This window comes from Pseudolabrys sp. Root1462, from assembly GCF_001426945.1.
In the GTDB taxonomy this organism is placed as follows: Bacteria; Pseudomonadota; Alphaproteobacteria; order Rhizobiales; family Xanthobacteraceae; genus Pseudolabrys.
In genome coordinates, this window is record NZ_LMFS01000001.1 from 3,203,643 (window position 1) to 3,223,336 (window position 19,694).

At 64.0% G+C, this 19,694-nt stretch carries 20 protein-coding genes; 7 read left to right on the plus strand and 13 right to left on the minus strand.

The window, feature by feature from the left end; genetic code table 11:
• Positions 1-171 precede the first annotated feature (171 nt).
• The 3 genes from ASD45_RS15505 to ASD45_RS15515 form a co-directional block, all read right to left on the minus strand.
• Positions 172-912 carry an ABC transporter substrate-binding protein gene (locus tag ASD45_RS15505; RefSeq protein WP_056912305.1) on the minus strand — a complete coding sequence of 247 codons (741 nt, stop codon included), beginning with the start codon at positions 910-912 and terminating at the stop codon, positions 172-174.
• Between the two features lie 75 nt (positions 913-987).
• On the minus strand, positions 988-1,473 hold the full coding sequence (locus ASD45_RS15510) for a peroxiredoxin (protein WP_056912306.1): 486 nt from the start codon (positions 1,471-1,473) through the stop codon (positions 988-990).
• Positions 1,474-1,533: 60 nt separating this feature from the next.
• Entirely contained in the window at positions 1,534-2,370 is an 837-nt protein-coding gene (locus ASD45_RS15515; RefSeq protein WP_082540872.1) for a protein-disulfide reductase DsbD domain-containing protein, read from the minus strand.
• Here ASD45_RS15515 and ASD45_RS23580 point away from each other — a divergent pair.
• Both ASD45_RS23580 and ASD45_RS15525 read left to right on the plus strand, forming a co-directional pair.
• Positions 2,350-2,556 carry a hypothetical protein gene (locus ASD45_RS23580; RefSeq protein ID WP_056912308.1) on the plus strand — a complete coding sequence of 69 codons (207 nt, stop codon included), beginning with the start codon at positions 2,350-2,352 and terminating at the stop codon, positions 2,554-2,556. The two genes, ASD45_RS15515 and ASD45_RS23580, sit on opposite strands and share 21 nt — an antisense overlap.
• 9 nt (positions 2,557-2,565) lie before the next feature.
• Positions 2,566-3,219, plus strand: coding sequence for a YqgE/AlgH family protein (locus ASD45_RS15525; protein ID WP_056912309.1), 654 nt, complete (start codon positions 2,566-2,568; stop codon positions 3,217-3,219).
• A gap of 11 nt (positions 3,220-3,230) precedes the next feature.
• Here the strand turns inward: ASD45_RS15525 and ASD45_RS15530 are convergent, their stop codons facing one another.
• Together ASD45_RS15530 and ASD45_RS15535 are read right to left on the minus strand one after the other, a co-directional pair.
• Positions 3,231-6,116 (minus strand): EAL domain-containing protein, encoded by a 2,886-nt coding sequence (locus ASD45_RS15530; RefSeq protein ID WP_056912814.1) that lies wholly within the window; start codon positions 6,114-6,116, stop codon positions 3,231-3,233.
• Positions 6,117-6,323: 207 nt separating this feature from the next.
• Entirely contained in the window at positions 6,324-7,319 is a 996-nt protein-coding gene (locus ASD45_RS15535) for an NAD(P)H-quinone oxidoreductase (RefSeq protein ID WP_056912310.1), read from the minus strand.
• 116 nt (positions 7,320-7,435) lie between these two features.
• Here ASD45_RS15535 and ASD45_RS15540 point away from each other — a divergent pair, with 116 nt between their 5' ends.
• Complete coding sequence (locus ASD45_RS15540; protein WP_056912311.1) at positions 7,436-7,630, plus strand: DUF1192 domain-containing protein; 195 nt, start codon at positions 7,436-7,438, stop codon at positions 7,628-7,630.
• A 499-nt stretch (positions 7,631-8,129) separates the two neighbouring features.
• Positions 8,130-8,654, plus strand: coding sequence for a DUF1465 family protein (locus ASD45_RS15545; protein WP_056912312.1), 525 nt, complete (start codon positions 8,130-8,132; stop codon positions 8,652-8,654).
• A gap of 81 nt (positions 8,655-8,735) precedes the next feature.
• Here ASD45_RS15545 and rpmE read toward each other — a convergent pair whose 3' ends face one another.
• Positions 8,736-8,969 (minus strand): 50S ribosomal protein L31, encoded by a 234-nt coding sequence (rpmE, locus tag ASD45_RS15550; RefSeq protein WP_056912313.1) that lies wholly within the window; start codon positions 8,967-8,969, stop codon positions 8,736-8,738.
• Between the two features lie 264 nt (positions 8,970-9,233).
• Between rpmE and ASD45_RS15555 the strand changes: the two genes are divergently transcribed.
• The gene (locus ASD45_RS15555) at positions 9,234-11,042 is read left to right on the plus strand and encodes an ABC transporter transmembrane domain-containing protein (protein WP_056912314.1); all 1,809 of its coding nucleotides are present in this window, start codon (positions 9,234-9,236) and stop codon (positions 11,040-11,042) included.
• A 7-nt stretch (positions 11,043-11,049) separates the two neighbouring features.
• On the opposite strand, the gene ASD45_RS15560 is transcribed toward ASD45_RS15555, so the two are convergent.
• The 4 genes from ASD45_RS15560 to ispH form a co-directional block, all read right to left on the minus strand.
• The gene (locus ASD45_RS15560) at positions 11,050-11,322 is read right to left on the minus strand and encodes a hypothetical protein (RefSeq protein ID WP_056912315.1); all 273 of its coding nucleotides are present in this window, start codon (positions 11,320-11,322) and stop codon (positions 11,050-11,052) included.
• A gap of 118 nt (positions 11,323-11,440) precedes the next feature.
• Entirely contained in the window at positions 11,441-11,911 is a 471-nt protein-coding gene (gene rnhA, locus ASD45_RS15565; RefSeq protein ID WP_056912316.1) for a ribonuclease HI, read from the minus strand.
• A gap of 52 nt (positions 11,912-11,963) precedes the next feature.
• Positions 11,964-12,929, minus strand: coding sequence for a homoserine kinase (locus ASD45_RS15570; protein ID WP_056912317.1), 966 nt, complete (start codon positions 12,927-12,929; stop codon positions 11,964-11,966).
• A 6-nt stretch (positions 12,930-12,935) separates the two neighbouring features.
• Positions 12,936-13,937, minus strand: a complete 1,002-nt coding sequence (gene ispH / locus ASD45_RS15575) for a 4-hydroxy-3-methylbut-2-enyl diphosphate reductase (protein WP_056912815.1) — start codon at positions 13,935-13,937, stop codon at positions 12,936-12,938.
• A gap of 199 nt (positions 13,938-14,136) precedes the next feature.
• On the opposite strand from ispH, the gene ASD45_RS15580 reads away from it, so the two are divergent.
• Positions 14,137-14,850, plus strand: a complete 714-nt coding sequence (locus tag ASD45_RS15580; protein ID WP_056912318.1) for a cell cycle transcriptional regulator TrcR — start codon at positions 14,137-14,139, stop codon at positions 14,848-14,850.
• A gap of 142 nt (positions 14,851-14,992) precedes the next feature.
• Here the strand turns inward: ASD45_RS15580 and ASD45_RS15585 are convergent, their stop codons facing one another.
• From ASD45_RS15585 to ASD45_RS15595, 3 genes are all read right to left on the minus strand, one after another.
• Positions 14,993-15,994 (minus strand): acyl-CoA desaturase, encoded by a 1,002-nt coding sequence (locus tag ASD45_RS15585; protein ID WP_082540873.1) that lies wholly within the window; start codon positions 15,992-15,994, stop codon positions 14,993-14,995.
• A 444-nt stretch (positions 15,995-16,438) separates the two neighbouring features.
• On the minus strand, positions 16,439-16,657 hold the full coding sequence (locus tag ASD45_RS15590) for an alkylphosphonate utilization protein (RefSeq protein ID WP_056912319.1): 219 nt from the start codon (positions 16,655-16,657) through the stop codon (positions 16,439-16,441).
• Between the two features lie 151 nt (positions 16,658-16,808).
• Positions 16,809-18,725 carry a propionyl-CoA synthetase gene (locus ASD45_RS15595; RefSeq protein WP_056912320.1) on the minus strand — a complete coding sequence of 639 codons (1,917 nt, stop codon included), beginning with the start codon at positions 18,723-18,725 and terminating at the stop codon, positions 16,809-16,811.
• Between the two features lie 149 nt (positions 18,726-18,874).
• Between ASD45_RS15595 and ASD45_RS15600 the strand changes: the two genes are divergently transcribed.
• On the plus strand, positions 18,875-19,642 hold the full coding sequence (locus ASD45_RS15600; protein WP_056912321.1) for a sulfite exporter TauE/SafE family protein: 768 nt from the start codon (positions 18,875-18,877) through the stop codon (positions 19,640-19,642).
• The last annotated feature ends 52 nt before the right edge of the window (positions 19,643-19,694 follow it).

Sequence of the window (19,694 nt, forward strand, 5' to 3'; positions counted from 1 at the left end):
CTTCAAAGGGGGCTGGAAATGCAGCTTGGGAATGCGGCCTGCCCGGGGCCGACCAAACAATGCGGGCGATGACGCATGTCTGTCTCCTACTTTTGCCCTCCCCCTGTGGGGAGGGTCGCGAGCGATAGCGAGCGGGGGGTAATTGCGATGATCGACGGCCCGCCGCTCCCCTCACCGCTCCAGCGGCGCGACCGACACTTCGCCCATGCCGCTGCGCCTGAGCGCATCGGCCACGAAGCCCGAGGCCTTCATGTCCTCGACGAAGCGCTTGAGATAAGCGAGCCCGGCCGGCTTGTTCTTCGGCGTCACCATCGCCTGGCGGATCTGCTGAAAGCTGCCGGTCATGACGCGAACGTCGGGATGATCCTTGGCGTAGGCATCGAGCGCCTGGCGCACGCCGGCAGCGGCTTCAAGCTTCTGCTCGACGAACACCGGCACGCCGGCCGAGGCGCCGCCCACCGCGGCATGAACCAGCGTGGCATGCTTGATCTCGCGCCTCAGGAAAAGATCGTAGACCGAGTTGAGGCCGACGCCGATGCGAACGCCCGGCTTGTCGACGTCGCCGACATCCTTGAGCGGCGAATCCGCCGGCACCATGTAGGTGCCTTCGATGACGACATAGGGCGCGGTGAAATCGATCTGTTGCGCGCGCTCGGGGTCGATGGCGACGAAGCCGATATCGACCGCGCCGCCGGCGATCGCCTCGAACGCCTTGCCGGCGGCCTCGAACGTCACATAGTCGACCGGCACGCCGAGCCGTTTCGCCAGCGCCGCCGCCAGATCGACCGAGACACCGCGCGGCTCGCCGTTCGGGCCGCGCTGCGCCAGCACGGTGTTGCCGAAGTTGATCGCGGCGCGCAGTCTGCCGGTCGGCGCCAGGTCGCGCATCACCTCGTCACTGACGTCGGCCATCGTGTTCTCCGACCGGTGCGGCGGTCGCATGGAAAACCCGGCCGCGACGGGCGCGGCCGGGCCTGTCGCCTCGTCTCAGATCTGCTTCAGCAGCGCGTCGCCGCTGGTCAGCTCGCACTTGCCGGGGCCCTCTTCGACGTTGAGGGCTTTCACCGTGCCGTCCTCGACGAACATCGAGTAGCGCTTGGAGCGCAGGCCAAGCACCGGCATCGCGCCGTCGAATTCCATACCCACCGCTTTGGTGAATTCGGCGCTGCCGTCGGCGAGAAATTCGATCTTGCCGTCGCCGCCGCTCTTCTCGGCCCAGGCCTTCATGACGAAGGGGTCGTTCACCGCCACCACGGCCACGGAGTCGACGCCCTTGGCTTTGAAGTTGGCGATGTTGTTGAGGAAGCTCGGCATGTGCAGGTTCGAGCACGTCGGCGTAAAGGCGCCGGGCACCGCGAACAGCGCCACCTTCTTGCCCTTGAATACCTCGTCGGTGGTTTTCGGCTTGGGGCCTTCGCCGGTCATGACGCGGAACGTTGCCGATGGGAGCTTGTCGCCGACCTTGATAGCCATGGGTTTCCTCTCGCTTGGCGGATTGTGATACCGGGCGACAACCTAGGCCGCCGACGCCCGTTAGTCGAGATGGGTCGTTACTTCCATGGCGCGGCCGCCCTCGACCACGGTGAAGGTCAGGTCGAACGAGCCTTTCGGACTCACGCCCGGCGGCAGGCCGTCGAGATCGAAAGCGAAGTGGCGATGGCCGGTCGGCGCGCCGGGCGCCGGCTTCGGGATCGGCAAGGCCCATTCCGGCCCCGGCCCCTCGACGAAAATCTGCATCGGCCCTTGGTCGCGGGCAATGACATCGATGGCGACCAGCGGCTTTGCCGCGTCGTTGACGCGGCGCGCCGTCAGGCCGATGTCGGCAGCGGATACCTTCTTCGGCACGCGCGCTTCCGCTTCGGTCAGCGCCGTGTCCTCGGTGCCCGGCCCCGGCGCGATCGCAAGCTCCGCCTTGCCTTCGGCGGGAATGCACATCTTCTCGCACACCGCATATTCGATCTTCAGACGGGCGTTGACCGGCCTGGCCGGATCCTTGGCCACGATGGTGACCGGAAAGATCACGCCGTCTTTGTAACCGATCGAACTACCGGTCTCGTCGGTGAACAGGTGCGGCGCCGGAAAGCTTACGGTCGCCAACTTTACATTGTCCGACCCGGAAAAATCGAAGCGCGGCGGCACGCCCGCGTCGCCGGGGTAGCGCCAGTAGGTATGCCAGCCCGGCTGCAGTTTGATTTCGATGCCGGCGCGCAGCGGCGCGCCGCTCTTGCTGGTGCCGCCGATCAGCCGCACCGCCGACTTGGTATCCTGGCTCCATGCCGACGCATTCTCGGCTCGCGCCGGCGCGTGCTGGAGGGTCACAAGGAGAAACGCCGCGGCCCAGAGCGCGGCATGGCAACGATCAAATTTCATATCGTCAGCCTTTATGGAAGAAGTCCGCCCCGCGCCATTGAATTCATCGTGAGCAACCCTGAACAGGTTCTAGGCAATTTCGCGGACGCGACGGCGTTTTTTGCCACATTTCTGCGCCAGAATGCAGTGTCACAGGCCCGCTATTTGCATCGCCGCTTCGTTGGCAAAGAACGGCCGATCGGATAGCATTAAACAATGACAATATCGCGCACCGGCAAAGCACCTCGGAAAGCCTCCCGCCGCTCCACGGCGTCGGCGGCGCCGCAGGCGCGCGGCTATCTCGACGGCCAGATGCTGATCGCGATGCCGGCGATGAGCGACGAGCGCTTCGCCCGCGCGGTGATCTATGTGTGTGCGCATTCGAGCGAAGGCGCGATGGGCATCGTCGTCAATCAGCCGGCCAGCAACATCAAGTTTCCCGATCTCCTGGTCCAGCTCGAAGTCATCCCGGCCGAGGAACGCATCCAGTTGCCGGTCGAAGCCGGCGACGTGAAGGTGCTCAAGGGCGGACCGGTCGAAACCGGCCGCGGCTTCGTGTTGCACTCGGCCGATTTCTTCATTGAGAATTCGACCCTGCCGATCGACGAGGATGTCTGTCTGACGGCGACGCTCGACATTCTCAAGGCGATCGCCCACGGCGAGGGTCCGGAGAGCGCGATCCTCGCGCTCGGCTATGCCGGCTGGGCGCCGGGGCAGCTCGAGCAGGAGATTCAGCAGAACGGCTGGCTGCATTGCTCGGCTGATACCGAACTGATCTTCGGCAAGGACACCACCGGCAAGTACGACAAGGCGTTGCGCAAGATCGGCATCGACCTCAGCCATCTGTCCAACGAGGCCGGGCACGCCTGATCTCGGGAGCTTTACTCCGAGGCGATCTTGAGCGTTCGCGGACGCGCCGGCTTTTCGATCAGCAGGTCCAGCGCCTCTTCCGAGGTCATCGGCTCGCCAAAGGCGAAGCCCTGCGCGTATTCGCAGCCCATCTGATAGAGCTCGACCGCATCGCTGTCGGTCTCCGCGCCTTCGGCGACGACCTCCATCCCTAGGTCGTGGGCGAGCGCGATGATCGAGCGCAGCAGCACGGGGCGCGTCCCCCGCGACGTCGTGCGCACGAAGGACTGATCGATCTTGATGGTGTCGAACGGGAAACGCTGCAGATAGGCCAGCGAAGAATGTCCGGTGCCGAAGTCGTCGAGCGACAGGCCGGCGCCGAGCTCCTTGATACGGCTCAGCATCTGCGCCGCATGCTCGGGATTCTCCATCACCAGCGACTCGGTGATCTCGAGCTTGAGCGTGCCGCGCGTCAGCGGCGTCCGCGACAGCACTCCGCGCAGGTCCTGAATGAGGTCGTGACGCAGAAGCTGACGCGACGAGACATTGACGCTGGCGAAGACCGGCTCATGGCCCTTCGGTAGTTCGGCCTGCCAATGCGACAGTTGCTTGGCGGTGTGATCGAGCACGAACAGGCCGAGGTCGACGATCAGACCGATCTCTTCCGCGATCGAGATGAACTCGGCCGGCGACAACCTCCCCATCTTCGGATGATCCCAGCGCGCCAGCGCCTCGAAGCCGGCAATGGCACGGTCCTCGAGACGGACGATCGGCTGGAACAGCACCTTGATTTCCTGGCGCTCGATGGCGCGGCGCAGCTCGGATTCCATCGTCAGGCGATCCGTCTTGCGCGCGCGCATCGCCGGCTTGAAGATTTCGATGCGGTCGCCGCCGATCCGCTTGGCGTAGTACATCGCCAGTTCGGCGTCCTTGAGCAGTTCTTCAGTGCGATGCGGCGCGCCCTCGGCGAGCGCAAGGCCGATCGATGCGGTGAGGAAGATTTCGCGGTCGTTGAACACGATCGGCGCGCGCAACGCGCGGCGCAGCGTTTCCGAGAAGGCGACAATGCGCGCCGGCTCGCGCTCTGAGAGCAGGATGACGGCAAACTGATCGCCGGACAAACGCGCCAGCGTGTCCTGCGGCTTGAGCAGGCGGCCGAGGCGGCGGGCGATGGTGAGCAGAATTGAATCGCCAACGGCGATACCGACCGAGTCGTTGACCTGCTTGAAGCGGTCGAGGTCGATCACCATCACCGACGGGCGGATATTGCTGTCGGAGCGCGCAAAGGCGAAGGCCGCTTCCATGCGGTCGATGAACAATTCGCGGTTCGGCAGGCCCGTCAGATTGTCATGCACGGCGTCGAACAGTAGCCGCTCTTCGGCATTCTTGAAGTCGTTGACATCGGTCAGGGTGCCGACGACGCGAACGACTTCGCCGTCGGAGCCGACGACTGGACGAGCTTTCAGGGTGAACCAGACATAATGACCGTCGGCGGAGCGCAGACGGAAATCCTGGGTCAGTCGGCCGCGGCGCTGCTCCAGCACGCTGTCGAGCGAGGTGCGGAAGCGGTCGCGGTCTAGCGAATGCAGGATGTCGAGCCAGTTCGCCGCCGGACCTTCTAGCGAGCCGCGCTTCAGCCCAAGCGCCTGCTCGGTCTCGGGACTGGTGAAGATCTTGTCCGCGGAGACGTCCCAGTCCCAGATCATGTCGCCAGCGCCCGTCAGCGCCAGCGCGCGCCGTTCCACATCGGACACGATGCCGTGGGTGATGCCGCCGGCAAAGGCGTGCTGCATCACCGTGAAGCCGATGAGCATGACGATCAGCACCAGGCCGCCGAGCAGCGCGGGGCCGATGATGTCGTTGGTGACCGCGCCGGTCACCGCAAGCCCGGCGGCGAAAGTCCAGACCACGAGCAGGATCCAGGTCGGGATCAACAGCACGGCGCGATCGAAACCGTGGGTCGATAGATAGATGACCAGCGCCAGCCCCAGCACGGCGATGCCGGCCAGCGAGATGCGGGCGATGCCCGAGGCGATGGCCGGATCGAATACCGCGACCGCGACCAGCGCGCCGAGCGCCGCCAGCCAGGCGATGGTGATGTGCGCATAGCGCACATGCCAGCGCGACAAATTGAGATACGCGAACAGGAACACCAGCAAGGTCGCCGACAAGATTGCCTCGCCCGAGGCGCGCCAGACGCGCTCGGCGCCGGCCGACATGTCGAAGACCTTGCCCCAGAAGCCGAAATCGATGCCGATGTAGATCAGCACCGCCCAGCCAAGCGCCGCGGCAGCAGGAAACATCACCGAACCCTTCACCACGAAGAGAATGGTGAGGAATAGCGCCAGCAGGCCGGCGATGCCGATGACGATGCCCTGATAGAGCGTGAAGGAGTTGACCTTGTCCTTGTAGGCGTCGGGCTCCCACAGATAGATCTGCGGCAGCTTGTTGGTGCGAAGCTCGGCGACGAAGGTGATGACGGTGCCCGGGTCGAGCGTGACGCGGAAGATATCGGCCGCGGTGCTCTCCTGGCGCACGGGGCGATCGCCGGAGGATGGCGTGATGCCCACGACACGCGAAAGGCCGAGATCCGGCCAGATCAGCCCGGAGCCGACCATGCGGTAATGCGGGACGACGATCAGGCGGTCGATCTGCTCGTCTGAATTATTGGTGAGCGCGAATACCGCCCAGTTGTTGTTGGCTTCGCGGGCGCGCACTTCGATGCGGCGGACGATGCCATCGGGACCGGGCGCGGTGGAGACCTGGATGCGGTCGCCCTCGGTCCGCTGCTGCTGGGTTGCCGCGGTGAGATCGATGGCCGGAGTATCGAGGCGGACATTGACGGCTTCGACGGCATGCGCGGTGGCGCTCGCCGCCAGCGCGACAGCGAGCACGAGCGCAGTCACCAATCCGTGCACGGCACTCTTCAAAACTTACCCATCCTTCCGGCTGGCCAATCCGCCAGCCCCCCGCCCAGCCATGATGAGTAGCGGGCCATCGGGGTCGCGGGCAAGCACTTAGCGATTAACCATGATTGTGGCGGCCGATGGGCTTACCGCGAAAACGCACGATATTCGCGCGCTTTGCGGCAATACCCGGCTCGGCCGGCCTTTTTCAGCCGCCGATCAGGCCTCGAGCACGATCTTGCCGATATGGGCGCTCGATTCCATCAATGCGTGCGCCGCGGCGGCCTCACGCAACGGGAAGGTCTTGTAGATGATCGGGCGCACCGAGCCCGACGCCAGAAGCGGGAGAACGCGGGTCTCGATGGCGTCCCGGATCGCGCTTTTGTCGGCGACCGCCCGGGCGCGCAGCGTCGACCCGGTGTGATGCAGCCGCTTGAGCATCAGGCGGCGGAAATCCACCGTGGCCTTCGGCGAACCCTGGAATGCGATCTGCACGATGCGGCCTTCGACCGCGGCCGCTTCGTAATTGCGTTCGATGTAGTCGCCGCCGACCATGTCGAGTATGAGTTCAACACCTCGCTTTTCAGTCGCCTTTTTGACCTCGGCAACGAAGTCCTGGGTCTTGTAATTGATGGCCAGGTCGGCGCCGAGCTTGAGGCAGGCCTCGCACTTGTCCTCCGAACCGGCGGTGACGAAGACCCGCGCGCCGAAATGCTTGGCAAGCTGAATTGCCGTGGTGCCGATACCGGATGAACCGCCGTGGACCAGCAGGGTCTCGCCCTCCTTGAGGGCGCCGCGCTCGAATACGTTATGCCAAACGGTGAAGAAGGTTTCCGGCACCGCCGCGGCTTCGACCATCGGCATGCCACTCACCGGCAGTATGTGGGAGACATGCGCGATGCAGTACTCGGCATATCCGCCGCCCGAGACCAAGCCCATGACGCGATCGCCGACCGCCCAGCGTTTGACCGCTGACCCGACCGCGGCGATCTCGCCGGCGATCTCGAGCCCGGGAATGTCCGACGCGCCCGGCGGCGGCGGATAAACGCCCTGGCGCTGCGCCACATCCGGCCGATTGACGCCCGCGGCCGCCACCCTGATCAGCACCTCGTCCGCCGCCGGTTGCGGCACGTCGCGCTGTTCCGGGACAAGCACCTCGGGTCCGCCGGGCGATTTGATGCCGATGGCGGTCATACGGGACGGAATCGAGGACATTCGGGATCCTTTCAGCGGCTGAACGGCCAGACATTCGGCATTCTGTTTAGGCAGGCGACGGCAGTGTGACAACCCGGGCCGCGGCCGCTAGTTTCGGCTCGATCAGGAGACGAGCCATGCCCATTTTCGACGAAGACGAACGGCCGAAGAAAAAAATCGCGCACGAGATCGGACAGGATCTCAGCCTGTTGTCCGTCGACGAGTTGATGGCGCGGGTCGCCCTGCTGCAGGACGAAATAAAACGGCTCGAGGCCGACATGGTGCGCAAGCGCGACAAGCGCGCCGCCGCCGACCAGTTCTTCAAGCGCTGAAATTTATAAACACCAGTGTTTATAAAGAGGTAACCGAAGAGACCGGAAGCCGCGTGTACTGGCGTCTTGGCGGGCTTCTTTAACGCCACATTAAGCTTTCCCGACTATTACTCATTTCTGTCCATCTTCATGGACTTGAGTGGCTCCTGTCCACTCTGTTTGACGCCTCCCTGTTATCTTACTGAGCCGCCAGTATTGGCGGCTCTTTTTTTGATTAACGCCGTCACATTTATAGTTAACGCCTGAAAACCCGCCTGTTCTGTACCGTTTTGGCGCAAGGGACCGATCTGAGCTGTGGTTTAACCAGCCGTGGCAACTATGTCGCAAGCTTTGTGACGCCAGCATATGGACAGGACGGCCACACCCGCGCATGCTTACTCAATCGTGAACGGCGCCGTCTGAACCGATAAAAAGCGGCAACGGCAAAGTGAGGGCGCCCCGAATTACGCGCCCAGCACGAGTGACAGGTGTCGCGTCAGCGTTGAGTGAGGCGTAGGTTATGTCTGAACAAAGCATGGTTAATTCGCCGGCACCGGTGTCGTTCGGCGAGCGGCTCGCCAACTCGCAAGCATTCTCACTTCTGTTTCGCGACGGCATGGCGCTGGTCGAGGAAACCGCGACCTATCTCGACGGACCGGGCCGCGCCGAATCCAAGGATCTCAGCCGCGCCGCGGCACTGGCTTACGCCACCGAGAGCATGCGTCTGACGACCCGCCTGATGCAGATCGCGTCCTGGCTGCTGTTGCACCGCGCGGTGAAGGAAGGCGAGATGTCGCTGGCCCAGGCCAACAAGGAAAAGACCAAGGTGAAGTTGTCCACCATGGACAACCACGACCCGAACAACATGGCGATCCTGCCGGCGCGGCTGCGCGATCTCATCGACCGCGCCCAGAAGCTGAAGATGCAGGTGCGCCGCCTCGACACCACCATTCACACTTTGCCGGCCGAGCAGGCCCCGTCGATCAATCCGGTCGAGCATCAGCTCGGTCTGTTGAAGGCGGCCTTCAATCAGGACAGCTTCTGAACGACGCTCCGTCCGCAGCGCGAACGCACAAAAAAACCCCGGGTCCAACCCGGGGTTTTTCTTTGGCGAGGCGATAGCGCCTTACTTCTTGTCTTCCTTGAGGAAGCCCGAGAACTTCTTCTGGAAGCGCGACACGCGCCCGGCGCGGTCCATGATCTGAGCCTGACCGCCCGTCCAGGCCGGGTGCGACTTGGGATCGATGTCGAGATTCATCGTGTCCCCGTCCTTGCCCCAGGTCGAGCGGGTGGTGAATTCGCTGCCATCAGTCATGACGATCTTGATGGTGTGGTAGTCGGGATGGATATCGGCCTTCATCTTAGGGTTCCGTCAAACTGGGTCGGGGCCGGTCGGCGTCCCGAAATTCGGTCAAAATGGCTTGGAATTGGCGGGCTCTATACATGATTGAACCCACTGCGGCAAGCCGCCGGAATTGACCCATGACAAGACCTCGGGGCATGGTCCGCGGTATCCGGGGCATCCGACGCCAGGGCGAGGCGTTTTAGCGCAAGATTCCGAAAAGCGGGAAGCCGGTTTTCGGGCAAGACTTGCGTCAGAAAGAACGAAAAGGCGTCACGTCTCATGAGTTTTGCCAGTGAAGGACGGGGTTTGGGAACTCCGCTGCCGGGAGCTCCCGCTCAAACCCGCCGGGTCAACGTCAAGCCGCTTCGAAGGCTCGTTCCCTATCTGGGCCGCTACCGCGGCCGCGCCGCGGCCGCCCTGGTCGCGCTGGTCGTGGCCGCACTGACCACCCTGGTGGTGCCGATCGCAGTCCGCCGAATGATCGATTTCGGCTTCTCCGCCCAAGCGGTGGAGATGATCAACTCCTATTTCAGCGTGCTGATCGCTGTCGTCGGCGTGCTCGCGGTGTCGAGCGCCATGCGCTACTACCTCGTCACCACGCTCGGCGAGCGCATCGTTGCCGACCTGCGTGCCGACGTCTTCGCCCATCTGACGCGCCTCTCGTCGAGCTTCTTCGATACGGCCAAGACCGGCGAGATGATCTCGCGGCTCACCGCCGACACCACGCAGATCAAGTCGGCGGTCGGAGCGTCAGTGTCGATCGCGCTGCGCAACCTGGTTTTGTTCATCGGCGGCGCGGCGATGATGGTGGTGACCAGCCCTCGCCTGTCGCTGTTCGTCCTCGGCGCCATCCCGATCATCGTGCTGCCGCTCGTCGGTTATGGCCGCGCGGTGCGCAAGAAGAGCCGTACCGCGCAGGATACGCTGGCCGACGCCTCGAGCTATGCCGGTGAACTGATCGGCGCGATCCGCACGCTGCAGGCCTTCACCAATGAACTGATGGCGCGCAAGCGGTTTTCCCGCGCGGTCGAAGGCGCCTACGAAGCCGCCCGCGGCGCTACCCAGGCCCGCTCGATCCTCACGGCGATCGCGCTGTTCCTGATCTTCGGAAGCATCGTGCTTGTCCTGTGGGTCGGCGCGCAGGACGTGCTGGCCGGGGACATCACGCCGGGCCGGCTCGGCCAGTTCGTGCTCTACGCCGTGTTCGCCGCCGGCGGCCTCGGCGAACTCAGCCAGGTCTGGGGCGAAATCGCGCAGGCTTCCGGCGCCGCCGAGCGGCTGTTCGAAATCCTCGACGTCGAACCTGAGATCAAGGCACCGGCGAAGCCGGTGGCGCTGCCCTCGCCGGCGCGCGGTGCGGTCGCCTTCGACCGCGTGCGTTTTGCCTATCCGACACGGCCCGAGACCGCGGTCCTCGACGACCTGTCATTCACGGTCAAGCCCGGCGAGCGGCTGGCGCTGGTCGGCCCCTCCGGCGCCGGCAAGAGCACCATCTTTCACCTGATTCTGCGCTTCTACGATCCGAAAAGCGGCAGGATCAGCTTCGACGGCGTCGACCTGCCGCAGGCCGATCCCGCCGACCTGCGCCAGCACATCGCGCTGGTGCCGCAAGATGCCGTGGTGTTCGCGTCCAGCGTTGCCGACAACATCCGTTTCGGCAATCCCGACGCCAGCGATGATCAGGTGCGGCGCGCGGCGCAAGCGGCCCACGCCGCCGAGTTCATTGACCGACTGCCCGATGGCTACGATACGCAACTCGGTGAGCGCGGCATTACACTGTCCGGCGGCCAGCGCCAGCGCATTGCGATTGCCCGCGCCATCCTGCGCGACGCGCCATTGCTTCTACTCGACGAAGCGACCTCGTCGCTCGACGCTGAAAGCGAGACCCTGGTGCAAAAGGCGCTGACGCAACTAATGCAGCAACGCACCTCGATCGTCATCGCCCATCGGCTGGCGACCGTGCTGTCCTGCGATCGCATCCTGGTGATCGACCAGGGCCGTATCGTCGAGGAAGGCACCCACGCGCAGCTCTCGGCATCGGGCGGCCTCTATGCGCGGCTGGCCAAGCTGCAGTTCGAGGCGGCGTAACCCTCCGTCACCGCCCCGCCAGAAACGCCCGCGCCGCCTCGCGCGTGTCGAACCGCTTCACCGCGCGCCAATTGGGTCCGCGCTTGGTCACCTTCGTGCATTGCATGACGACAAATCGTGTGCCGTCGCGATCGATCACGCGCGAGAAGTCCTCGCTGCGGTATGGGGCCACGTCGAAGGTCCGGCAATGCGGGCAGTTGGCGGCGTCAGATTCCGCCGCTTCGGCGAGCCAATGGCCTTCGCAGACCGTGCAGACATAATGATTGCGGAACCAGGGCATTGGAACTCTCAACTGTAAAAAACGAATCAGTTGAGAAAATCAGAGCACAAAAGTGGTGGGAGAAAAGGGCAGCGGCCGGGACGAGGCCGGCCATGACGAATTAACGAGTGCCGTTTCTCTACGTCTTGCTCATCGCGCCCTTGGCGCCGGCGCGGGCGGCGACGATGCCTTCGCGCGCCAGTTCATCGGCGCGCTCGTTCATCGGATGGCCGGCGTGGCCCTTGACCCAGTGCCACTCCACTTTGTGCGGCTTGAGCGCCTCATCGAGCCGCTGCCAAAGATCGACGTTCTTCACCGGCTTCTTGTCGGCGGTGCGCCAGCCGTTGCGCTTCCAGCCATGGATCCAGCTCATGATGCCGTTGCGCAGATACTGGCTGTCGGTGTGCAGGTCGACGGTGCATGACCGCTTCAAGGCTTCCAGCGACGCGATCGCCGCCATCAGTTCCATGCGGTTGTTGGTGGTGTGCTCTTCGCCCCCGAACATTTCCTTGCGAGTATCGCCGAAAGTGAGGATCGCACCCCAGCCGCCAGGGCCTGGATTGCCCGAACAGGCGCCGTCCGTATAGATCGTGACACGCTGATCACTCATGGCTCTTCTTTGCCCATGATCTTGTCGGAAAACCGATGACGACTTTCCGGGATCATGCGTCCAATCCATAGTCGCTCGCACTGCGCACCGTCTGGTGGAATCGCAGCTTGCGAAAATATTCGAGCGGATCCTTCGGCTTGACCAGTGCGCCTTCCGGTACCGACAGCCAGTCGACCAGCCGCGTCAGCAGAAAGCGCATCGCCGCGCCGCGCGCCAGGATCGGCAACGCATCGCGTTCGGCTGCCGACAGCGGCCGCACCGCCTGATAAGCCTTCAGCAGCGCGCGGCCCTTGGTGACGTTGTAGGACGAGTCCGGCTCGAAGCACCAGCAGTTGAGGCAGATGGCGACGTCGTAGGCCAGCGTGTCGGTGCAGGCGAAATAGAAATCGATCAGCCCCGACAAGGTCTCACCGAGGAAGAAGACGTTGTCTGGAAAGAGATCGGCGTGGATGACGCCCTGCGGCAGATCGCGCGGCCAGGAGGTTTCCAGAACACCCAGCTCGTTAACGATCTCGTTGCACAGGCCGGGATGCACGTCGTCGCCGCGCGGACCGGCATGCTCGAACAACGGCCGCCAACTCGCCACCGACAGCGCGTTGGGGCGCTTCATGGCAAAATCGCTGCCCGCGACATGCAACTTCGCCAGCGCCTCGCCGACCGCGGCGCAGTTCTTGGCGCTCGGTCGGCGCATCCACGTGCCTTCGAGGAAAGTCACGATCGCCGCCGGTCGGCCGGCGAGCACGCCCAGCGCAACGCCTTGCCTGTTCTTCACCGGCTGCGGGCAGGTGAGCCCACGCGCGGCCAGATGCTCCATCAACGCAAGAAAGAACGGCAGGTCGGCTTCCGCCACGCGCTTTTCATAAAGCGTGAGGATGAAATTGCCCTGCGAGGTATGGACCAGAAAGTTCGAATTCTCGACGCCCTCGGCGATACCCTTGTAGGACAGCAAATCGCCGATGTCGTACGTGGCGAGAAAGCGCGACAGATCGTCGGTCGAGACGTCGGTATAGACGGCCATGCGGCGTTACTCCGCCGCCTGGTTCTCGCGCAACGCGCGGGGCAGCGGGAAAAACACGCCCTCCTCCGCCGCTGAGACGGTTTCGACGCTGACATTGAAGCGCGCGGCAAAGGCGTCGATGATTTCCTCGACCAGGATTTCCGGAGCCGAAGCGCCGGCGGTGATGCCGAGGCTCGCTATGTTGCCGAAATCGTTCCAGTCGATATCGGCGGCGCGCTGTACCAGCGCGGCGTGACGGCAGCCGGCGCGCTCGGCGACTTCGCGCAGGCGCTGCGAATTCGACGAGTTCGGCGCGCCGACCACAATCAGCGCGTCGACGATCGGGGCGACGCGCTGCACCGCTTCCTGCCGGTTGGTGGTGGCGTAGCAGATGTCTTCCTTGTGCGGGCCGACGATTGCCGGGAAGCGCTGCTTCAGCCGCTCGACGATCGCCGCAGTGTCCTGCACCGACAGCGTGGTCTGCGTCACGTAAGCCAGTTGATGGGCGTCGCGCGGCGCGAAGCGGTCGGCGTCTTCGAGCGTTTCGATCAGGCTCACGGCGCCCACAGGCAGTTGCCCCATGGTGCCGATCACCTCCGGATGGCCGGCATGGCCGATCAGCACGATCTCGCGGCCGCGGCGGTAGTGGATCTCGGCCTCGCGGTGCACCTTGGTGACCAGCGGACAGGTGGCGTCGAGCGCGAACAGATTGCGGCCGGCGGCTTCGTCCGGCACCGCCTTGGGCACGCCATGGGCGGAGAAGATCACGGGCGCTTTGGTGCCTTCCGGCACCTCGGAAAGCTCCTCGACGAAAATCGCACCCTTGGCGCGCAGGCTCTCGACCACGTAGCGGTTATGGACGATCTCGTGCCGGACATAGACCGGCGGCCCGTAGATCTTGAGCGCCTGCTCGACCGAATCGATGGCCCGGACCACCCCGGCGCAGAAACCGCGGGGCGAGCACAGGATCACCTTCAGCGCCGGTTTCGCGGCACCGCTGGCTACGCTGTTTTCGCCCTGGATGGCCATCGGAACCTCGATAAAACCCGGCTTTTCCGGCCGGTTCGCCCGCCCCGACATGGGGTTGATGGGCCTTTCCTGTCAAGCCGGAACGGTTGCGCCGCCCGGTCTGGGACCTTATATTCGCGGCACTTTCCGATCATCGCCGATGATCTTTGCTCCGGGCCGCGAGGATTTCTCGGCCGGAGCGCTAGAGGAGATTTGCCTTATGGCCAGCGCAGCCCCCCTGATGCCGAAAGCCACGGCCGTGTGGCTTCTGGACAATACCGCGCTGTCGTTCGACCAGATCGCGGAATTTTGCAAGCTGCACCCGCTCGAGGTCAAAGCCATCGCCGACGGCGATTCCGCTCAGGGCATCAAGGGCCTCGACCCGGTCGCCACCGGCCAGCTGACGCGCGAGCAGATCGCCGCGGCGGAAGCCGATCCGGCGGCCTCGCTCAAGCTGGTCGATCCCAAGGTGCCGCTGACCGGCAGCGCCAGCGGCAAGAAGAGCCCGCGCTACACGCCGGTGTCGCGCCGCCAGGATCGCCCCAACGCGATCCTGTGGCTGGTGCGCAACCATCCCGAACTCAAGGACGCGCAGATCATGCGCCTCGTCGGCACCACCAAGTCGACGATCGCCGCGATCCGCGACCGCACGCACTGGAACGCCGCCAACCTGGCGCCGATGGATCCAGTGACGCTCGGCCTCACCTCGCAGATCGAGCTCGATATGGAAGTCGGACGCGCCAACAAGGAGAAGCCGCAGGCGGCGCATGCCGGCGCGACCTTGCTGCCGGCCGCGGAGACCACGCGCAAGGAAGCCGAAGTCGCCACCGCCGCCGAAGAGAAGGAAAAGGCCAGCGGCGACATGGACGTCAACGCCGTGTTCGCCAAGCTCAAGCAGATCGGCGGCAAGGGGCAGGACGACGACGAGGAGTAAGCTTCTCCGCCGCATCGCCAATTCAAAACGGCCGGGCAAAACCCGGCCGTTTTCTTTTGCGGCGTGGATAGCGCCGAACAAAAAAATTCGGCCGGGCTTCCGCCCGGCCGGTCAGCTTCTGGAGTTCGTGTCAGCTCAGGAATTATGCCGCGAGCTTGGTCTGATCCTGCGCCGCCTTGTGCACCTTGGAAGCGTGGAAGACGTCATAGACGAGGCCCAGCTTCTCGAGTCCGAGAATGATCAGGCCGTTGAGATCGAACTCGTACCAGGCGTGCGACAGATAAGCGTCGCGCGGGAATCGATGATGGTTGTTGTGCAGCCCTTCGCCGAAGGTCAGCGCCGTCATGATCAGGTTGTTGGTCGACTCATCCTTGGCGTCGTCGAAGCGGCGATAGCCGATCTTGTGGCACACCGAGTTCACCGTCGCGGTCGCCATGACCGAGAGATAAGTGCGCAGGAAACCGGCGAACAGGATGCAGCCCACCATCGCGTGCCAGCCGCCGAAGGCATAGCCCCAGATCGCCGGGAAACCGACCATCGACAGGAAGTACCAGAACCAGCGCGTGCGGGTGAAGAACATCACCATCTTGTCTTCGAGCATGTCCTTGGCGAACACGTCGTTGTCGGTCAGCGTGTCGTCGAACAGCCAGCCATTGTTGGCGTACATCCAGGCGCGCAGCTTGTTGGTGAAGCGGCGGCCGTGGCTGTCGATGTGGGGCGAGTGACAGTCGCCGACGTCGTCTGTGTAGAGATGGTGGCGGCGGTGATTGCCGACCCACTTCAACAGCGAACCCTGGCAAGTCAGCTGGCCCATGGCGCAGAGCACGAACTTGGTGATCGGGCCACACTTGAACGAGCGGTGCACCAGCATGCGATGGACGGTGATGCCGAGACCGAGCGTCGTCACGATGTAGCCGAGCGCGAACATCGACCATTCGACCCAGGTCAGGCCTTGCGTCACTGCCCAGTACACGCCGGCGATCGAGCCGGCCATGAAGATGAAGAACAGCAGCATGCTCTCGCGCTGCTTGGCGCGCACTTTCGGACCGCCGACGATGATGCCGCGCGGCAGAGGTGGAAGCGGCTGATTGTGGAGGTTCTCGTTAATAAGCGCGGCGTGGTCGTCGTACGAGGCGACGGACATGACCGTTAACTCCAGGTTACGCTACATACTTAACAAGTCGTTAATGTACCTGAATGTGCGGCGAACGACAATGCGCGCACAACGCAGACGCGTCCTGCGCGCGCCCGTCCCGCGGGTTCCCTCCCGGCAAATTTTCTCTGATATAACAAAGGCTAGGGAGTTTTACGCGGCACCGCGGAGGTTAACCATGCGCGCAGATGGCAGTGCGGAGCGCATCTGGCTGCGCACCCTTTGATCGCGCCCCTCCTCCTGGAAAACGACCTCCCCGGCCCCGACTGCAGTCCAAAGGGTGTGGGCTCGCCATGTCTCCGGGCGACCGCCGCGGCCTCCGGGACGTCGAACGACGCCCCTGCGTCTGCAGCCTGCGCATGCCCCAGGATCGAAACCCTTCGGCGGACCGGCCGGCAGGAAAATTGAGAACGGATTTCGGTCTCGTGAAGACGATCAGGACTTGCGGAGAAACTCGGTGCGCAGCACCAGGCCCTTCACTTTGTCGGTGCGGCCTTCGATCTCGTCTTCGCTGCCGTTGAAGCGGATGTTCTTGATCACCGTACCGCGCTTGATGACGGTGGACGAGCCCTTCAGCTTCAGATCCTTGATGACGGTGACGGTGTCGCCTTCGCTGAGCGGCGTGCCGTTCGAATCCTTGACGACGATGTCCATCGGCGAAGTCTTTCAGTGAAGTGTGATGCGGAATGTTGCGCGTATCTGCGCGGCCGGGCGGGGTGATGTCAATTGGCGGAAGGCGGCGCGGACGGTATCCCCGCGGAATGCCGCACTCCGTCATGAGTTTAAATTAGGCGTTTCGGGCTAATTAACTCCCCACCCCGTGGCCCTTCAGCGCGTCGCCGATTTCGCCGAGCACGGCCGGATCGTCGATCGTCGCCGGCATGGTCCACTGATCGCCGTCGGCGATCTTCTTCATGGTGCCGCGCAGTATTTTACCGGAGCGCGTCTTCGGCAGCCGCTGCACGGTGATGACCAGCTTGAACGCCGCCACCGGACCGATCTTGTCGCGCACCAATTGCACGATCTCCTTCTCGATCGTCGCGTGATCGCGATCGACGCCGGCCTTGAGCACGATGAAGCCGCACGGCACTTCGCCCTTGAGGTTGTCGCGCACGCCGAGCACGGCGCATTCGGCGACATCCTTGTGCGCGGCCAGCACCTCCTCCATGCCGCCGGTCGACAGGCGATGGCCGGCGACGTTGATGATGTCGTCGGTGCGGCCCATGACGAAGATATAGCCGTCGTCGTCCTTGTAGCCGGCGTCCGCCGTCTTGTAGTAGCCGGGAAATTCCGTGGTGTAGGCTTCGCGGAAGCGTTCGTCGTTCTGCCATAGCGTCGGAAACGCGCCGGGCGGCATCGGCAGCTTTATGACGATGGAGCCGATCTTGTTCGCCGGCACCGGGTGACAGGCTTCATCGACGACATCGACCTGATAGCCCGGCATCGGCACGCAGGCCGAGCCATGCTTCACCGGCAACAGGCCGAGGCCGAGCGGATTGCCGGCGATGCACCAGCCGGTTTCCGTCTGCCACCAGTGATCGATCACCGGCACGCCGAGCACCTGTTCGGCCCATTCCAGCGTCGGCGGGTCGGCGCGCTCGCCGGCGAGGAACAGCGCGCGGAATTTCGACAGATCGTGCTGCTTGAGCAGCCTGGCGTCCGGGTCCTCCTTGCGGATGGCGCGGAAGGCGGTCGGCGCCGTGAACAGCGACACAACGCCATGATCGGAGGCGACGCGCCAGAACGCCCCCGCATCCGGCGTGCCGACCGGCTTGCCCTCGTACATCACCGAAGTCGCGCCGTGTAAGAGCGGCGCATAGACGATGTAGGAATGGCCGACCACCCAGCCGATGTCTGAGGCACACCACCACACCTCGCCGGGGTCGATGTCGTAGAGATTCTTCATCGACCATTTCAGCGCGACCATGTGGCCGCCATTGTCACGCACCACGCCTTTGGGAATGCCGGTGGTGCCGGAGGTGTAGAGAATATACAGCGGATCGGTCGCCTTCACCGGCACGCACTCGCTCGTCTTGGCGTAGTTGACGGCGTGCTCCCAGGTCTTGCGCCAGTCGTGATCGCGTCCGTCGGTGAGGCGCGCCTCGCATTGCGGGCGCTGCAGGATCATGCACTTGTCCGGCTTGTGGTTCGCGAGCTTGATCGCCTCATCGAGCAGCGGTTTGTAGGCGATGACGCGCTGGCCCTCGATGCCGCAGCTCGCCGACAGGATCAGTTTCGGCTTGCAGTCGTCGATGCGGGTAGCGAGCTCCTTGGGCGCGAAGCCGCCGAACACCACGGAATGCACGGCGCCGACGCGTGCGCAGGCCAGCATCGCGAACACCGCTTCCGGCACCATCGGCATGTAAATGATGACGGTATCGCCCTTGCGGATGCCGAAATCGGTGAGGATGGCGCCGAGGATCTGCACCTCGGACAGCATGCGGCCGTAGGTGTAGGTGATTTTCTGGCCGGTAACCGGCGAGTCATAGATCAGCGCCGCCTGCTGGCCGCGCCCGGCCGCGACCTGACGGTCGAGTGCATTGTAACAGGTGTTGCACACGCCATCCGGGAACCAGCGGCCATAGATGCCGGCATCCTTGTCGAAGATGGTCTTCGGCTTTTCGATCCAGTCGATCGCCTCGGCGGCCTGTCGCCAGAAGCCTTCCGGATCCGTGCGCCATTGCGCGTAGATCTGGTGATAGCGGCTGGTCGTGGCGTTCATGGCGTTCCCTCTCTCTCCGGGGCGCGCGGCAATTTTGCTGCGCTGCGACGGGCTGTTGCCTTCGATTGTGTCCCGCCCGTCATGCGCAAACAAGGCTGGCGCGGCTACGGGTGATTGCGTAGGGAAAAAGTTGGAGAGAACCGCCGCCCGTGACCGTCATCACCGACCCTCTGTTCTACGCACTGGCGATACCGGCGGTGATCGCGCTCGGCCTGTCGAAAGGCGGCTTTGCCGGCATGGGCCAGATGGCGACGCCGATGCTGGCACTGGTCATGCCGCCGCTCGAGGCCGCGGCGATCATGCTGCCGATCATGATCATCCAGGACGCCAACGCAATCTGGGTCTACCGCAAGGACTGGAGCGGGCGCATCGTCGCCATCTTCGTGTCCGGCTCGCTCGTAGGTATCGGCATCGCCTGGCTGCTCGCGACCCATATTTCGGACGCGGCCGTGCGCATCCTGATCGGTGGCTTCACCATCGCCTTCGTCGCCTATTCGGTCGTCGGCTTCTTCCGCGTGCCGCGCGAGCCGAGCCAGCCCGGTATCCCCTCGGGCCTGTTCTGGGGTGCGCTGTCCGGCTTTACCTCCACCATCTGCCAGGCCGGCAGCCCGCCCTACCAGATGTATGCGCTGCGCCTGCGCCTGCCGAAGATGACCTTCGTCGGCACCACGGCGATGGTGTTCGCGCTGATCAACTGGATCAAGGTGGTGCCCTACGTGGCGCTCGGCAATTTCACCACCAAGGGCCTCGGCACCTCGCTGGTGCTGCTGCCGCTGGCGCTGGCCGCCAACTGGTTCGGCTTCTGGCTGGTCAAAGTGACGCCGCAAGAGCGCTTCTACAAGATCATGCTCGTCGTCATGCTGCTGCTGTCGATCGAACTGACGCGCGAGGGCGCCATCGACCTCTGGTTTCGCTAGTCATTGATCGCGGCGCGGCGGCCTCGTAACCTCTCGGGATTGAGGGGAAGCG

Coding starts and splice junctions, on each gene's coding strand:
- ASD45_RS15505 (WP_056912305.1), bottom strand. CDS start 912: ATGGCCGACGTCAGTGACGAGGTGATGCGCGACCTGGCGCCGACCGGC.
- ASD45_RS15510 (WP_056912306.1), bottom strand. CDS start 1,473: ATGGCTATCAAGGTCGGCGACAAGCTCCCATCGGCAACGTTCCGCGTC.
- ASD45_RS23580 (WP_056912308.1), top strand. CDS start 2,350: ATGGCAACGATCAAATTTCATATCGTCAGCCTTTATGGAAGAAGTCCG.
- ASD45_RS15515 (WP_082540872.1), bottom strand. CDS start 2,370: ATGAAATTTGATCGTTGCCATGCCGCGCTCTGGGCCGCGGCGTTTCTC.
- ASD45_RS15525 (WP_056912309.1), top strand. CDS start 2,566: ATGACAATATCGCGCACCGGCAAAGCACCTCGGAAAGCCTCCCGCCGC.
- ASD45_RS15535 (WP_056912310.1), bottom strand. CDS start 7,319: ATGTCCTCGATTCCGTCCCGTATGACCGCCATCGGCATCAAATCGCCC.
- ASD45_RS15540 (WP_056912311.1), top strand. CDS start 7,436: ATGCCCATTTTCGACGAAGACGAACGGCCGAAGAAAAAAATCGCGCAC.
- ASD45_RS15545 (WP_056912312.1), top strand. CDS start 8,130: ATGTCTGAACAAAGCATGGTTAATTCGCCGGCACCGGTGTCGTTCGGC.
- rpmE (WP_056912313.1), bottom strand. CDS start 8,969: ATGAAGGCCGATATCCATCCCGACTACCACACCATCAAGATCGTCATG.
- ASD45_RS15555 (WP_056912314.1), top strand. CDS start 9,234: ATGAGTTTTGCCAGTGAAGGACGGGGTTTGGGAACTCCGCTGCCGGGA.
- ASD45_RS15560 (WP_056912315.1), bottom strand. CDS start 11,322: ATGCCCTGGTTCCGCAATCATTATGTCTGCACGGTCTGCGAAGGCCAT.
- rnhA (WP_056912316.1), bottom strand. CDS start 11,911: ATGAGTGATCAGCGTGTCACGATCTATACGGACGGCGCCTGTTCGGGC.
- ASD45_RS15570 (WP_056912317.1), bottom strand. CDS start 12,929: ATGGCCGTCTATACCGACGTCTCGACCGACGATCTGTCGCGCTTTCTC.
- ispH (WP_056912815.1), bottom strand. CDS start 13,937: ATGGCCATCCAGGGCGAAAACAGCGTAGCCAGCGGTGCCGCGAAACCG.
- ASD45_RS15580 (WP_056912318.1), top strand. CDS start 14,137: ATGGCCAGCGCAGCCCCCCTGATGCCGAAAGCCACGGCCGTGTGGCTT.
- ASD45_RS15585 (WP_082540873.1), bottom strand. CDS start 15,994: ATGTCCGTCGCCTCGTACGACGACCACGCCGCGCTTATTAACGAGAAC.
- ASD45_RS15590 (WP_056912319.1), bottom strand. CDS start 16,657: ATGGACATCGTCGTCAAGGATTCGAACGGCACGCCGCTCAGCGAAGGC.
- ASD45_RS15595 (WP_056912320.1), bottom strand. CDS start 18,725: ATGAACGCCACGACCAGCCGCTATCACCAGATCTACGCGCAATGGCGC.